Raw genomic sequence first — 15,610 nt, 5'->3', positions numbered from 1 at the left:
TGAGTAAAAGTTAGTGTTGCCCGCTGTTTTTTCCATAGGTATGACCGCGCAGGGCAGGTAGATTGGGGCCCGTGTGACCTACCAGGCAAGCAATCACCACGCCACCGAATTGCCCCCTGGCCCACTCTTTTATCAACTTTTGAATACGACAAATGTTCAACAGCCACTGCCTCTGCGCCCGCGTCAGGGCGCGGTGCCGGCTGTTGGCTGGGGAATAAGGAATGATCAAGGGCTCGTTCAAGTTAAGCAGGCTGTCGCTCGCGGTATTGGGGGTTGTGGCCGGCATGCAGGCACAGGCAGCAGAAGACAGTGACACTGCCCCGCAGTTGAATGCGGTGGTGGTCACCGGCACCCGTTCGGAGAACCGCACGGTGCTGGAGTCGATGCAGCCGATCCAGGTGGTGTCCAGCAAGACCCTGCAAAGCACCGGCAGCAATGAGTTGTCCGAAGCCCTGTCGCGGTTGATCCCGTCCTTGAACTTCCCGCGCCCGGCCAGCTCCGGGTTTACCGGCATCATCCGCCCGGTGCAGATGCGCGGCTTGTCCCCTGACCAGGTACTGGTGCTGGTCAACGGCAAGCGCCGCCACACCAGCGCGTTCCTCAACACCAACGTGACCCAGGGCCGAGGCTCGGCACCGGTGGACCTGGGGGCGATTCCGCTGTCGGCCATCGACCATATCGAAGTGCTCGGCGACGGCGCCTCGGCCCGTTACGGTTCGGATGCGATTGCCGGGGTGATCAACGTCATCCTCAAGAAAGACGACGAGGGCGGCCAGGTCACCACCAGCTACGGCCAGTATGCCAAGGGCGACGGCATCCAGCGCCATGTGGACGCCGACACCGGCTTCAAGCTGGGCGAGCGCGGCAGTGCGCACCTGAGTTTCGATGGCAACAACAACGACTTCACTAACCGCGCCGGCCCCGATAACCGCAACCCCGGCGCGCCCGGTTATGGCAGCACCACCTACCGCCTGGGCGACCCGGATATCACCAACGGCAAGGTCATGCTCAACGCCGATTACGCCTTGAGCGACGACCTCACCGCCTATGGTTTTGCCGGCTACAACAAGTCCACCGGCGACACGTGGGACGCGTTCCGCAACGGCCGTGCCTCCACCTACGACCGCGCTGCCCACCCTGACGGCTACCTGCCGCGCCTGCATGCCGTGACCCAAGACCAATCGTTGGTGCTGGGCCTGCGCGGCCTGCTGGCGGATTGGAAGTGGGACGCCAGCGTCGATTACGGCCGCAACCAGATCGACTTGAGCAGCCGCGACACCCTCAACCGCTACCTGTACCGCGACACCGGCAACGCCCAGCAGAATTTCGACGACGGCAGCCTCACCAGCAGCCTCGCCGTGTACCAGTTGGACTTCAGCAACGAGCTGAACGTACCGGTGCTGAGCAACCCCTTGTCGGTGGCGTTCGGCCTGGAATACCAGCACCAGACCTATCAAGAAAGCAGCGGCGAAGCCAATTCCTATTACGGCACCGGCGCCGAAGGTTTCTCCGGCCTCAAGCCGAGCGACAGCGGCAGCTATCGCCGTGATGTGGTGGCCCAGTACCTCGACCTGGAAACCAACCTCACCGACAAATGGCGCGCGTCGGTGGCCGTGCGGCACGACGCCTATAACGACTTTGGCGGCGCCACCACCGGCTCGTTCTCCAGCCGTTATGATTTCAACCCAGTGGTGGCCGTGCGCGGCAGCCTGTCCACCGGCTACCGCGCACCGTCGTTGGCGCAGCAGCACTATTCGGCGACCACCAGCGCCCTCAACACCTCGATTAACGCCTACCAGGATCAGCTCACCGCCTCGGTGGACTCGCCAATCGCCCGTCTGTTAGGCGCCGAAGACTTGAAGGCGGAGAAGTCACGCAATATCAGCCTGGGCCTGGTGCTGCAACCCACCGATGATTTCAGCGCGACCCTGGACGTGTACCAGATCAGCATCAACGACCGGGTGACCCTGTCGAGCAACCTCAACGTGCAGACCGCCGCCGGCCAGGCCTATCTGGCGGCCAACGGCATTCCCACCGACCTGTACCAATCGGTGCGCTACTTCACCAACGCAGTCGACACCCAAACCCGTGGCGTCGACGTCACCGGCCAGCATCGCTACCGCTTCGACGATGGCGCGCGCCTCAACAGCACCGTGGGCTACAGCTACAGCAAGACCCGCGTCACCGATATCAAGGACAACCCCACCGCCCTGGCGCAAAGCGGCCTGAACCTGGACCGCATCGACCGTCGCGACCGCTATGGCGTGCTCACCGACAGCACGCCGCGCAGCAAACTGTCGTTCTCCACCGACTACAGCAAGGACAACTGGGGCCTGCACGCCAACCTGGTGCGCTACGGCAGCTTCCTCGCGGTGAGCAATACCGGCGCGGCCTACGACCAGCGTTTTGACGCCAAGTGGGTACTCGACCTGTCCACCAGCTACCGCTACACCGACTGGCTGTTCACCGTGGGCGGCGACAACGTCACCGACGCCTACCCAGACAAACGCAACAGCCTGAACAACCCCGGCCATCAGAACGTGAGCTACATCTCCTACTCACCCTTTGGCATGAACGGCGCGTTCTACTACCTCAAGGCGACGTATTCGTGGTGATAAGGCTGTGCAAGGCCTGGGTGGCTGCCAGCTTGCTGGCGGTTTCGCTGGGCGCTGTTGCCGAGGAGGGGACGGTGTTGCAACGCATCAGCGAACGCGGTGTGGTCAACGCCTGCACCAACGTGGAGAACCGTCCGTTCGCTTACCTCACGCCTTCGGGGCTGGCGGTGGGCTTTAATGCCGACCTGCTGGAAAACCTGCGCCAGTCCCTCAGCCAGCGCTTGGGCCGCGAGATCCGCGCGCAGACCATCCCCACCAGCGGCGCCAACCGCGTGCCGTTTGTGCAGCAGGGTAAGTGCGACGTGATCATCACCGGCTTCAGCGTGACCGAAGAACGCCAGCGCCTGGTGGACTTCATCTTTCCCGGCTTCTATGCCTCCGGCGCCGTGCTGCTGACCCGGGATGACCAAGCCGTGGCGAGCTGGGAAAGCCTGCGCGGGCAAACCCTGTGCAGCAGCCAGGGCTCGACCTACAACCAGAGCGTGGCCGAGCGTTATGGGGTAAACATCCTCGCGTTCGCCGGGCTGACCGAAAGCGCCCAGGCCCTGCGCGACGGGCGCTGCATCGGCCAGGTGATGGACGAGGCGGTGGCACACCTGCGCTTGCAGGACAGCCAGCAATGGCAGGGCTATCGCATCCAGTTGCCGGTGATTCTCGAAGCGCCCTGGAGCATGGCGGTGGCCAAGGGCGACCCGCAGTGGCGTGGCGTGCTGGAGCAACTGGCGTTGCAGTGGCGCCAGAGCGGCTTTTTGTATGAGCTGGAAAGCCGCTATGGCTTGCCCCACAAACATCCGCTGGGCCCAAGCGAAGCCGCCAGCGCGACACAAGACACGCAGAGCCTGCCGTACTTTTTGCAGCGCCTCACCGAGGGCTTTGCACGCCTCAATACCACCACCGGCTGGAATTTCCCGGTGTTCTATGACGGCTGGACCGCGCGCCAGTTTGCTTCGGGCATCGTCACCACCCTGCAACTGTCGGCCATCGGCATCTTCGGCTCATGCCTGATCGGCCTGTTTGGCGCCCTGGCGATGGGCGCATCACGGCCCTTGCGCTGGCTGGTGCGCGGCTACGTGGAACTGCTGCGCAACACGCCAAGCCTGGCCCAGTTGTACTTCATCTACTTTGGCGTCGGCGCCTTGTTGCGCGGCGGTTTGGAGGGCGGGGCGGCGCCGTGGTACGCCAACCCGTTCGGCCTGGCCGCGTTGTGCATCACCCTGCATTACGGTGCGTTTGCCGTGGAAATCGTGCGCGCCGGGCTGCTTGCGGTGCCCGCCAGCACCCGCGATGCGGCGCTGGCCCTGGGTTATGGGCGGGCGGCGCGGCTGTGGCACATCCAGTTGCCTCTGGCCCTGCGTGCTTGCTTGCCGGCGCTGGGCAACAACATGGTGCAGTTGATCAAGGGCAGTTCCATCGCCTACGCGGTGGCGGTGCCCGAGGTGCTGTACAGCGCCCAGGAAATCTGGAGCGAGCGCTACAACGTGGTGGAAATGATGCTGCTGGTGTTGCTCACCTATTTCATCGCCATCGCCGCGCTGGCCTGGGCGCTGCACCGCCTGGAACGGCGCCTGCACATCCCCGGAGGTGGCGCATGAACGAGGTGATTGCAGCCTTGCTGCCGTGGCTGCCGATGCTGCTCAAGGGCTTTGCGCTGAACCTGTGGATCGGTGCGCTGGCGATGTTGCTGGCCTGCATTGCCGGCGTATGCCTGGGCGCGTTGCAACGGGCCAAGGCGCGTTGGCTGCGGGTGGGCGCCAGGCTGGTGACCCAGTTGCTGCGCAACTCGCCGTGGCTGGTGGTGATGTTTTTCGTGATGCACCTGCTGCCCTACGAATGGCACGTCGCCGGTGTGGTGATCAGCCTGCCGGCGTGGCTCAAGGCGGTGTTGGCGCTGTCGTTGCCGGCCGCGGGCAATGCCTCGGAGATTGTGCGCGGCGCCTTGCAGTCGATCCCACGCACCCAGTGGGAAGCCGCCACGGCGTTGGGCTACAGCGCGGTTGGCCAGTTGCGTCATGTGATCTTGCCCCAGGCTCTGCGCCTGATGGTGCCGCCGGCATTGGGGTTGTATTGCGTGGTGACCATGTCCAGCGCGCTGGCCAGTTTGCTCGGCGTGGGGGAATTGCTCAGCGCCAGCCGCGAGATGCTTGCTGCCACCGCGCGCACCGACTTGCTGCTGCCGGTCTATGGCCTGGTGCTGGCGTTGTTCTTTGCCTACATCTTTCCGCTTTCACTGCTGGCCCGTTCCCTGGAACGGCGCCTGGCCTACAGGTAACCCATGACACGTATCCTGGAAAACCCCTTTATCGCCCTGCACGGGGTGCACAAGGCCTACGGCGACACACCGGTGCTCAAGGGCATCGACCTGGCGGTGGGGCGCGGTGAAGTGGTGTGCATCATCGGCCCGTCGGGGTCGGGCAAGTCCACGGTGCTGCGCTGCATCAACGCCTTGGCCGAGATCGATGGCGGTGAGATCCGCCTCGACGGCGCGCTGATCGGCAGCCCGCAGTTGCCATTGCAGCAACTGCGCCAGAGGGTCGGCATCGTGTTCCAGAGCTACAACTTGTTCCCCCATCGCACGGTGTTGCAGAACGTCAGCATGGCGCCGATCCAGGTGCTGGGGCGCGCGCGCAAACCTGTCGAGGACGAGGCCCGCGCACTGCTGCAACAGGTACGCCTGGGCGGCAAGGAGCAGGCGTATCCGGGGGAGTTGTCCGGCGGCCAGCAGCAACGCGTGGCGATTGCCCGTGGCCTGTGTATGCAGCCCCAAGTGATGCTGTTCGATGAGGTCACCGCCGCCCTCGACCCGGAAACCGTCAAGGAAGTGCTCGGCGTGATCCGCTCGATAGCCGCCGAAGGCATGACTTGCGTGCTGGTCACCCACGAGATGCGCTTTGCCCGCGAAGTGGCCGATTACGTGTACTTCATCGACCAGGGCGAGGTGGTGGAACACGCCACGGCCCAAGCGTTTTTCGACAGCCCACGGGATGCGCGCACCCGTGATTTTCTCGACAAAGTGCTATGAACCGCTTTTATGACGTGGCCGTGGTGGGCGGCGGCGCGGCGGGCATTGCCGCTGCGCTGGCGGCGGCCGAGTGTGGGCGCAGTGTGGTGTTGATCGAGGACTACGGGTTTTTCGGCGGCACGGCGACCATCTCCGGCGTGCAGTCTTATTGCGGTTTTCTCACCAGCGGCCCGACCCCGGAACGGGTGGTGGCGGGCATGGGCCAGCGCGTGCTGGATGCCTTGCAGGCGTTCGGGCACCCGGTGGACCCGGTGCTGCAAAGCTCGGGCAACTGGATCATCTTGCTCGACCCTGAACGCCTCAAAGTCGTGCTTGATCGCCTGGTGTTGGGCGCCGGTATCACGCCGCTGCTGCATTGCCGGGTGATCGCCACCGAAGGTGAACACGGCCATATCGACGCGCTACTGTGCAGCCACCCCGAAGGCAGTCTGCGCATCGAAGTGGGCAGCGTGGTGGACGCCACCGGCAACGCCAACGTGGCGGCGATGATCGCGCCCCACAGCATTCGCCCGCGTTTGCAGGCGGCCACGCTGACGGTGCGCATCGGCAATGTGGCGCCCGGCCACGCGCCGGATCGCGAGGCGTTGCACGCCGCCGTCATTGACTATCAACGCCGCACCCAACGCCATTTGGCGCGCAGCAATGGCGGCTATTTTGTGCCGTTGCCGTGGTCGGGCAGCTACTGGGCAATGATGATCGATGTGGACCTGGTCAACACCGACGCCCACTACTTGACCCGTGCCGAAATCGAAGCCCGCAGCATTGCCCATGACTACTTGGAGTCGCTGCGGCGCACGGTGCCCGGGTTTGAACGGGCGATCCTGGAAACCAGCGGGCCGCAACTGGGCATCCGTTCCACCCGCTGCGTCACCTCGCAACAGGACGTGCTGGCCGACGACGCCCTTAGTGCGCGCCAACGCGCCAACGGCATTGCCCGCTCCGGCTGGCCTTGCGAATTGCACCCCGGCAACGGCGTCACACACTACCGCGGCATCCCGCACCACGGCTGGTTTGACGTGCCGTTCGGCGCATTGATCCCCGAGGGCAGCGACAACCTGTGGCTGGCCGGCAGTTGCATTGGCGCCGACGACATCGCCTTCGGCTCGGTGCGGGTGATGGGCACCAGTTTTGCCACCGGGCATGCGGCGGGCGTATCAGCGGCGTTGTCCAGTCGCCTGGCCCAGCGCAGCGGGTTTGATGCGGTGAAACGGGTTTTACTCGAACAAGGAGCATTGCTATGAGCACACCTCGACGGGTGTTGGTGACCGGTGCGGGCAGCGGCATTGGCCAGGCGGTCGTGCAGGTATTTCTGGAGCAGGGCGCCGAAGTGATTGGCTGGGATGTGCTGGCTGACCCGGCGACGGGGTTTCCCATTACCGTGGTGGACGTGCGCGATGCCGACGCCCTCAAGCGCGCCGCCGCAGGCATCGAGCGCCTGGATGTGCTGGTGACCTGCGCCGGTATCGCCCGCCGCGCCTCGGCCATCGACATGCGCGCCGAAGACTGGCAAGCGGTGTTGCAAACCAACCTCAGCGGGGCGTTCTACAGCTGTCAGGCGGCGTTCCCTGCGCTGGCGGCGTCTGGCGCCGGGCTGATTGTGAATATCGCCTCGTTCATCGCCCACCGTTCCGGCCCCGGCCGCGCCAGTTATGCCGCCGCCAAGGCCGGTGTGGTGGCGATGACCGAAGTGCTGGCGCTGGATTTCGCCGCCGCCGGGGTGCGGGCGATTTCCGTCAGCCCCGGCTACACCCGCACCCGCATGGTCGGGGCCGCCATCGAAGCGGGGCGCCTCGACGAGCAACATCTTCTGGCAAGCATTCCCCTGGGGCGGCTTGCCGAACCACGGGAAATGGCACAGGCCATCGTGGCCCTCACCGGGCCGGCCTTTCACTACGCCAACGGCACGGACTTCGTGATCGACGGCGGCATCATGGCGCAAGGGGTTCAATAACCGTGGCAACGACGATAGACCGGCAGTGGGTCGCACGACATCTGCTCTTACTTGACGCTCCAATCCCCGACGCCGTGGCCGCGGCCCTCGGGCGGTTACTGGCCGACACCGTGGCGATTGCCGCGTACGCACGCCGGCATCAGGTGGGCGGCACCCGAATGGACAGCACGTTGGCGCAGTCCATCAGCCCTGGCTGTTCGGTGTGGGGTTCAAACCTGCGCACCGACCCGGCCCGCACCGCACTGCTCAACGGCACCGCCGCCGAGGCCCTGGATTTTCAGGAAGTGCTGATCAACCCGCGCAACAACGGGCATGCCGCGGTGGTGATCATCCCGGCGATGCTGGCGTTGGCCGAGCACCATGGGGTGGTCGGCGAGCGTTTGCTGCGCGCGCTGTGGATTGCTTTCGCGGCGAATATCTCCCTGGCCGAAGCCTTGGGGCGTGGTCATCGCAATGCCCAGGCGGGGTTTCGTACCACCTCGTTGATCGCCCCGGTGGCGGCGGCGCTGGGCTGTTCGGCGTTGCTCGATGATGACCTCGACCGCGTGTGCCACGGCACTGCGATTGCCGCCAGTTCGTTGAGTGCCGGGTTGCTCTCGGCGTTGTCGCCCAAGGTCGGCAGCTACAGCCAGGACAAGGATTTAGCCGTGGGCTTTTCGGCCCAGCACGCGGTGCAATCGGTGCTGTTGGCCCAGGCGGGCGCCACCGGGCCCGCTGGTTTCTTGACCGGCGAACATGGTTGGCTGGCCAGCTTTGGCTTTGATACCGCCCAGGTGGATTTCCTCTCGGGCAACCCGCAGGCCAAGAACCTCGACAGCTTCGCCATCAAGCCTTACCCAGCGTGTTTCGGCTGCCAGACCGCAATCCGCCTGGCCCTGGAGTTGCGCCAGCAAGTGCCGGCGGGGCAGGTGGTGAGCATTGTGGTGCGGGTCAATGGCGGCAGTGCGCGGTCGTTGTCCACCCGGGTGATCGAGAATGACCTGGCGGCGCGTTTCAGCCTGCCCTATGTGGTGGCCAGCGCCTTTGTGCGCGGGCGTGCGGCGCTGGAAGATTTTGAGGGCGAGGCGCTGCGGGATGAGTCGGTGTTGGCGTTCATGGCTCGGGTGCATATCGAAGCGAGTGCCGAGATGGACCAGCAACAGGCACGTAGCGGCGGGTTTCCGGCTGCGCTCAGGGTGCACGCGTTGACCGGGGAAGTGGCAGAGCTGGCGTACGACGGCCCTTATGCCGCGTTGGACCGAGGCGGGCGCGATGGCTTGTTGCAGACCAAGTTGCAGGCGCTGTGCGCGGCACCGTTTTTGGCGCGTTTGCAGGCCGTTGTAGAGGCGCCGTTGCAGGCCGAACGGCTGTTCGGGATGGGCGTGTGAGGTGGCTGGCGCTGGTGTTGAGCCTGGCCATCAGTGGTGCGCAGGCCGATGTCCGCGCGCTGCATGAGCGTTTGTTGGTGCTCGATAGCCATATGGACACACCTCGGCAATTGTCCCGCCCCGGCTGGAGCATTGTGCAGCGCCATGGTCCTGAGGATCTGTCCCAGGTCGACCTGCCGCGCATGCGCGAAGGGGGTTTGGACGGTGGTTTCTGGGCGGTGTACACGCCCCAGGGTAGTTACGACGAAGCCGGCATGGCGCGGGCCAGCGATCAGGGCTTGGCGATTCTGGCGCATATCCGCGACTTGTTGGTGCGCTATCCGGATGACTTTGCTCTGGCGCTGACCCCGCGAGACGCACCGCGCATCGCCGCCGAAGGCAAGCGCGTGGTGTATATCAGCATGGAAAATGCCGAGCCCTTGGCGTCCGATCCGGGGCTGTTGACCACCTACCAACGCCAGGGCTTGCGCATGCTCGGCCTGGTGCACAGCGCCAACAATCATGTCGCCGATTCGGCCACTGCCATCCCTCAGTGGCAAGGTTTGAGCCCGGTGGGCCATGAGCTGGTGCAGCGCGCCAATTGCCTGGGGGTGCTGTTGGATGCGTCCCATGCCTCCGATCAGGTGTTTGACCAACTGCTCGCCGAGTCCCGTGCGCCGATCATCGTTTCCCACTCCAGCAGCCGGGCGATCAACCCTCATCCGCGCAACCTCGACGATGCGCGCATGCGCCGTTTGGCCGCGAGTGGTGGGGTGATTTCGGTCAACACCTATGGCGGCTACCTGATCGCGCAGCCACCCAACCCGCAACGGGAAAAAGCCCTCAAGCCGCTGTTCGAACGTCTGCGCCTGATGCCTGCGCTGCAACCGGCGGCGTTTGCCGAGTTGTCGGCGCAGATTCGTGAAGTGCAGCAGCGTTACCCGATCCCCCAGGCGACCTTTGCCGACTTTATGCGCCACCTGCTGCACACGCTGGAGCAGGTAGGGCCGTTGCATGTGGGCATTGGTGCCGACTGGGACGGCGGCGGCGGGGTGCAGGGGCTGGAAGACGTGAGCCAGTTGCCGAAGATCACCGAGGCGCTGGTGCAGGCGGGCTATAGCGAGGCGGATATCGGCAACATCTGGAGCGGCAACCTGCTGCGGGTGCTGGGCGAGGCCCAGGCACGCGGGCGGCAGTTGCACGCCGAAGGGCAGTGCGACACTCGGTGAATATTGCGAAATGTTTCGCCGAATGCGAAACTGACGTAATTGTGAATACTTATCATCTGTCGCTACCCCCATTGCCCACCCCGCGCATTCTTATCATTGAGGATGACGTGGAACTGTGCACGCACCTGAGCAACCACTTGAGCGGTCGTGGGTTCAGCCTCAACAGCAGCCATCGCGGCGACGAAGGGCTGGAGCTGGCGCTGCATTCGCCGGTGGAACTGATCCTGCTGGACATCATGCTGCCCAATGAAAGCGGGCTGACGATTCTGTCGCGCTTGCGCCATGAGCGGGGCACGCCGGTGATTTTGATGTCGGCCCTGGGCGCCGAGCAGGACCGCATCACCGGGTTCAGCCAAGGCGCGGATGATTACCTGCCCAAGCCCTTCAGCCTGGCCGAACTGGATGTGCGCATCGACGCGTTGCTGCGCCGGGTGGCGATTGATTGCGGCACCCAAGCGCCGCCGTCCCGCGCCCCTCGCTCGGCGCTGGAGTTCGACAGCTACGCGCGGGACGTGCGCTTGAACGGCGCCGTCGCCGGGCTCACCTCCTCGGAATATCGCCTGTTGTGCACCCTCCACGAACACAGCGGCGAGGCGTTGAGCAAACCGTTCCTTTATCAACATGTGCTGCACCGGCCCTACACCCGCCTGGACCGTGGCCTGGATGTGCACGTGTGCAACCTGCGGCGTAAGTTGGCGGCCATTGACGTGCAGGGCATGCGTATCGACGCGGTGCGCTACCAGGGCTACGTGTTGATGTGCGAAGGCGCCTGATGCGCCGTCGTCACCCATTGCTGTGGAAAATGGCGGTGTTGCAAGTGTGCTTCTGCCTGCTGCTGGTGTGGCTGGTGTGGAGCTGGGGCTTGCAGGTGGAGCGCAATACCTACTTTCTGGAACAACCGGACCGTATCGTCTTGGCTGCCTATGCCGCCGAGGCCGAACAGGTCGCGGCCAGTGGCGACGCGCAAGCGGTGGAGCGCTGGCGCCTGGCGCTGGGGCAGCGCGAACATACCTGGGTCGCGGTGCTGGACGACTACCTGCGCAGCCTGGGCACCACGCCGCTGACCGCCGAGCAGGTCAGCCACCTGACGTTTATGCGCAAGCTCAGTTGGCCGATGAGCAAGCGCCTGGACGATGAATTGCCCTATGTGAGCATCGCCTTTCCCCAGCATCCGGAGCGCGGCCGCTTGGTGATGCAACTGCCCGAGCGCCTGTTGCCACCGGGGCTCACACCCTGGACCCATGTGTTTACCCACGGCGTGGTGCCGGTGCTGCTGGCGTTGGGCTTGGGATTGGTGCTGTATCGGCACCTGGTGCAACCCCTCAATGAGCTGCGTGTACGGGCCAACGCCCTGAGTTCGGGGGATTTGGCGCCCCTGGCCAGCAGCACCGTGACCCGTCGCCACGACGAGTTGGGCGAACTGGCCCGCGCCTACGAACACATGGCCGAGCGTTTGCGCCAGAACCTGCATCAACAGCGGCAGTTGCTACGCACCTTGTCCCATGAAATCCGCACGCCACTTGCACGCTTGACCATCGCCAGCGAAAGCGGCCTGCCCCGCGAGCAGTTGCAGCAACGCCTGTCGCGGGAAGTGGAAGAGATGCGCCGACTGGTGGACGACTCCCTCAACCTGGCCTGGCTCGACACCGAAAAACCGCGTTTGCAAGCCGAAAGTGTGGTGGTGGCGTCGGTATGGGAAGCGCTTGCCCAAGACGCCCATTTCGAAACCGGCTGGCCGCTGGAGCGGTTGGTGTGCGAACTGGACAGCCGCTGCCAACTGCAGGTGCACCTCAACAGCTTTGCCCAGGCCTTGGAAAATATCCTGCGCAATGCCATCCGCCATTCCCCGGAACACGGCGTGGTCTGCCTGAGCGGCTGGCGTGAAGGCGACTGTTGGTGGCTGGTGATCGAAGACCAGGGCCCTGGCGTTGCAGAGGATGATCTTGAACGCATCTTCGAAGCCTACCTGCGCCTGGATGGCACCGTAGGTGCCGGTTTTGGCCTGGGTTTGAGCATCGCCCGACGTGCCATCGAACTGCAGGGCGGCGAGTTGTGGGCCACCCGAGGCGCCCAGGGTTTACGCATGAACCTGCGCCTGCCGGCGGCAAATGTTTAGAAAGTTAAGTTTCTTTACTCGTTATTGCATCTGATTATCATCTGCGCTCTTTGATGGCCCGCCGCTATCGGTCGGGTTGACGTTTGGAGATCGCCCCATGTTCCGCTTGTCCTTGCTTGCCGTGAGTATTTGCAGCCTGCTGCCTATCAGCAGCTATGCCGCCGAGGCCGAAACGCCGGCGCAGATGGAGCTGCCCACCCAGACCGTATTGGGCACGGCTGAAGAAGAGATCAAGCAGATGCCCGGCGTGTCGATCATCACCGCCGAAGACATCAAGAAACGCCCACCGGCCAACGACCTGTCGGAGATCATCCGCACCATGCCGGGCGTCAACCTCACCGGCAACTCCAGCAGCGGCCAGCGTGGCAACAACCGCCAGATCGACATCCGTGGCATGGGCCCGGAAAACACCTTGATCCTGGTGGACGGTAAACCGGTCAGCAGCCGCAACTCGGTGCGCTACGGCTGGCGCGGAGAGCGTGACAGCCGTGGCGACACCAACTGGGTACCGGCCGACCAAGTGGAGCGCATCGAAGTCATCCGTGGCCCGGCCGCCGCCCGTTATGGCAACGGCGCGGCGGGTGGCGTGGTGAACATCATCACCAAGCAACCGGGCACCGAAACCCACGGCTCGGCCACGATCTACCACAACTTCGCCCAGCACAAAGACGAAGGCGAAACCGAGCGCATGAACTTCGGCCTCAACGGCCCGATCACCGATAACCTCAGCTACCGCGTGTACGGCAACATCGCCAAGACCAACGCCGACGATGCCGACATCAACAGCGGCCACGAGTCCACCCGCTACGGCACCCAGATCGGCACGCTGCCGGCGGGGCGCGAAGGCGTGCGCAACAAGGACGTCAACGGCCTGCTCAGCTGGAAAATGACCCCTGAGCAAACCCTCGACCTGGAGGCCGGTTTCAGCCGCCAGGGCAACATCTACACCGGCGACACCCAGAACACCAACAGCAATGCCAGCGTGAAAAGCATGCTCGGCCATGAGACCAACATCCTCTACCGCGAACACTACGCGCTGACCCACCGTGGCGAATGGGATTTGGGCACCAGCCTGGCCTACCTGCAATACGAAAAGACCCGTAACAGCCGCATCAACGAAGGCCTTGCGGGCGGCACCGAAGGCATCTTCGCCAACACCGATTTCTACACCACCACACTGCGCGACCTGACCGCCCACGGCGAAGTCAGCCTGCCGCTGCACGCGGGTTTCGAACAGGTACTGACCCTGGGCACCGAGTGGGTCGAGTCCAAGCTCGACGACCCGAGCGCCAACACCCAGACCACCACCGCAGGCGGCAGCGTGGCCGGGCTGACCAGCACCAACCGCAGCAGCACGTCGTCGTCGCGGATCTTCTCGGTGTTTGCCGAAGACAACATCGAGCTGCGCCCCGGCACGCGCCTGACCCCCGGCCTGCGCCTGGACCACCACGATATCGTCGGCGACAACTGGAGCCCGTCGTTGAACCTGTCCCAGGTGCTCACCGACACCCTGACCTTGAAGGCCGGCATCGCCCGTTCATACAAGGCGCCGAACCTGTATCAGCTCAACCCCAACTACCTGCTGTACAGCAACGGCCAGGGTTGCTACGGCTCGACCAAGAGTTGCTACCTGCAAGGCAACGCCGACCTTGAGGCAGAAACCAGCGTCAACAAAGAGCTGGGTATCGAGTACCGTAACGACGGCGTGGTCGCCGGGCTGACGTATTTCCGTAACGACTACAAGAACAAGATCGAATCCGGCCTGACCCCGGTCGGCACCGCCACCGGCGGCACTGGCACCACTGCCGGTGCCAACGTGTTCCAGTGGGAAAACGTGCCAAAGGCACTGGTCGAAGGGCTCGAAGGCAACCTCACCTTGCCGTTGGCCGAATCGTTGACCTGGACCAACAACTTCACCTACATGCTGCAATCGAAAAACAAACAGACCGGCGATGTGCTCTCGGTAACGCCGAAGTTCACCCTCAACTCCATGCTTGATTGGCAGGTGACCCAAGACCTGTCCCTGCAAGCGAACGTGGCCTGGTACGGCAAGCAAACCCCGAAAAAATACGACTACCACGGCAATCGCGTGACCGGTTCGGCCAACAACCAACTGTCGCCGTACGCCATTGCCGGTGTCAGCGGTACTTACGCCATCACCAAGAACCTGAGCCTTACCGCTGGCGTGGATAACGTCTTCGACAAACGCCTGTGGCGCGAAGGTAATGCCCAAGGCGTGAACAACATCGACGGCGCGGGCGCGGCTACTTACAACCAGTCCGGGCGCACCTTGTTCACCAGCCTGACGGCGTCGTTCTGATGCGCCGGGGGATTTTTTTGGCGCTGCTTTTTACGTCGTTCGTCTACGCCAAGCCGGCACCGGACCAGTTGATGGACGCCCCAGTGTTGCGCGAAGCCAGCGATTACAGTTTCAGCACCCTGGAACTGGACTCCGCCGACGGTGCACGGCACTACCGCATCTGGCTTGGCCGCCCGCTCAGCGTGAGCGCGGCCAACCCGGTCGCCTACCTGCTCGACGGCAACGCGGCCATGGCCGCACTGGACACGCAACTGCTCAACCGCCTGTCCCACAGCCCCACGCCGCCGGTGCTGGTGGCGGTCGGCTACGCCACACCGCTGCGCATTGAACGCACTGCGCGCACCTTCGACTACACGCCGCAGGTGGGCGAGGGCGAGCAACGCGACCCTCTGACCGACGTGGCCAGTGGCGGGGCGGAGCAGTTCCTGGATCTGCTTACCCAGCAAATCCGCCCGCTGATCAACCAACGCCTGGAAGAAAAACCCAAGCGCCAGGTGCTGTGGGGCCACTCCTACGGTGGGTTGTTGGTGCTGTACGCGCTGATGACCCGGCCGGACGCATTCGACGAATACGCCGCCGCCAGCCCGTCGCTGTGGTGGAACGGTGGGGTGATTCATGCCGATGGCTTAGCGCAGCGCCTCAAGGGTAAACACCCAACCTTGCTGATGATGCGCGGGGATGAGGAACCGGCGAGCCCGTCGATGCAGCATGGGCCGAAAGGGGATGGGGCAGCGAAGAAACTGTTGGGGGATTTGCAGCGAGTGCAAGGGTTGAAGGTGGAGTACCAGGCCTTTCCTGGTCTGGGTCACGGCCCGATGTTGCCGGCGTCGCTGCGCTATACGCTTGAACACCTAAGCCAGCCTTAACGCAGCTAATATCTGTAGGAGCGAGCTTGCTCGCGAAGAGCTCAAAAAGGAACGGCACCTATCCAGATTTCACGCCTTATCGTTGAGGTTTTTCGTGAGCAAACTCGCTACGACAAAAAGGCGTAGCAGCTCGGCATTGGGGAGTGCC

Annotated in this window: 12 protein-coding genes; all 12 read left to right on the top strand. The window is 64.1% G+C overall.

The features are described from left to right. Nucleotides 1–221 precede the first annotated feature (221 nt). The 12 genes from ACLD1Y_RS30310 (at nt 222) to ACLD1Y_RS30255 (ending at nt 15,462) form a co-directional block, all read left to right on the top strand. Complete coding sequence (locus ACLD1Y_RS30310) at nt 222–2,615, top strand: TonB-dependent receptor plug domain-containing protein (protein ID WP_429481328.1); 2,394 nt, start codon at nt 222–224, stop codon at nt 2,613–2,615. After that, entirely contained in the window at nt 2,609–4,207 is a 1,599-nt protein-coding gene (locus ACLD1Y_RS30305) for an ABC transporter substrate-binding protein/permease (protein ID WP_429481327.1), read from the top strand. Before ACLD1Y_RS30310 ends, ACLD1Y_RS30305 begins: the two co-directional genes overlap by 7 nt. Next, nucleotides 4,204–4,884: an amino acid ABC transporter permease gene (locus ACLD1Y_RS30300; protein WP_429481326.1), complete on the top strand. Its 681-nt coding sequence runs from the start codon at nt 4,204–4,206 to the stop codon at nt 4,882–4,884. Before ACLD1Y_RS30305 ends, ACLD1Y_RS30300 begins: the two co-directional genes overlap by 4 nt. A 3-nt stretch (nt 4,885–4,887) precedes the next feature. After that, nucleotides 4,888–5,634 (top strand): amino acid ABC transporter ATP-binding protein, encoded by a 747-nt coding sequence (locus tag ACLD1Y_RS30295; RefSeq protein WP_429481325.1) that lies wholly within the window; start codon nt 4,888–4,890, stop codon nt 5,632–5,634. Further along, on the top strand, nt 5,631–6,875 hold the full coding sequence (locus ACLD1Y_RS30290) for an FAD-dependent oxidoreductase (protein ID WP_429481324.1): 1,245 nt from the start codon (nt 5,631–5,633) through the stop codon (nt 6,873–6,875). The genes ACLD1Y_RS30295 and ACLD1Y_RS30290 overlap by 4 nt, the downstream gene beginning before the upstream one ends. Continuing rightward, nucleotides 6,872–7,585, top strand: a complete 714-nt coding sequence (locus tag ACLD1Y_RS30285) for an SDR family NAD(P)-dependent oxidoreductase (RefSeq protein ID WP_429481323.1) — start codon at nt 6,872–6,874, stop codon at nt 7,583–7,585. Before ACLD1Y_RS30290 ends, ACLD1Y_RS30285 begins: the two co-directional genes overlap by 4 nt. Nucleotides 7,586–7,587: 2 nt before the next feature. Continuing rightward, nucleotides 7,588–8,952 carry an MmgE/PrpD family protein gene (locus ACLD1Y_RS30280; protein ID WP_429481322.1) on the top strand — a complete coding sequence of 455 codons (1,365 nt, stop codon included), beginning with the start codon at nt 7,588–7,590 and terminating at the stop codon, nt 8,950–8,952. Next, nucleotides 8,949–10,160, top strand: a complete 1,212-nt coding sequence (locus ACLD1Y_RS30275; protein WP_429481321.1) for a dipeptidase — start codon at nt 8,949–8,951, stop codon at nt 10,158–10,160. Before ACLD1Y_RS30280 ends, ACLD1Y_RS30275 begins: the two co-directional genes overlap by 4 nt. Before the next feature lie 41 nt (nt 10,161–10,201). After that, the gene (locus ACLD1Y_RS30270) at nt 10,202–10,933 is read left to right on the top strand and encodes a response regulator transcription factor (protein ID WP_429481320.1); all 732 of its coding nucleotides are present in this window, start codon (nt 10,202–10,204) and stop codon (nt 10,931–10,933) included. Then, nucleotides 10,933–12,276, top strand: a complete 1,344-nt coding sequence (locus tag ACLD1Y_RS30265; RefSeq protein ID WP_429481319.1) for a histidine kinase sensor domain-containing protein — start codon at nt 10,933–10,935, stop codon at nt 12,274–12,276. Before ACLD1Y_RS30270 ends, ACLD1Y_RS30265 begins: the two co-directional genes overlap by 1 nt. A gap of 97 nt (nt 12,277–12,373) precedes the next feature. Further along, a complete protein-coding gene (locus tag ACLD1Y_RS30260; RefSeq protein ID WP_429481318.1) occupies nt 12,374–14,596 on the top strand; it encodes a TonB-dependent siderophore receptor in 2,223 nt (740 codons plus the stop codon). Further along, nucleotides 14,596–15,462: an alpha/beta hydrolase gene (locus tag ACLD1Y_RS30255; protein WP_429481317.1), complete on the top strand. Its 867-nt coding sequence runs from the start codon at nt 14,596–14,598 to the stop codon at nt 15,460–15,462. Before ACLD1Y_RS30260 ends, ACLD1Y_RS30255 begins: the two co-directional genes overlap by 1 nt. Nucleotides 15,463–15,610 lie beyond the last annotated feature (148 nt).

This window comes from Pseudomonas sp. 18175, assembly GCF_050432925.1.
Taxonomy (GTDB): domain Bacteria; phylum Pseudomonadota; class Gammaproteobacteria; order Pseudomonadales; family Pseudomonadaceae; genus Aquipseudomonas.
The sequence above is the reverse complement of the archived record's forward strand: the minus strand, read 5'-3'. Positions and strand labels throughout refer to the sequence as shown.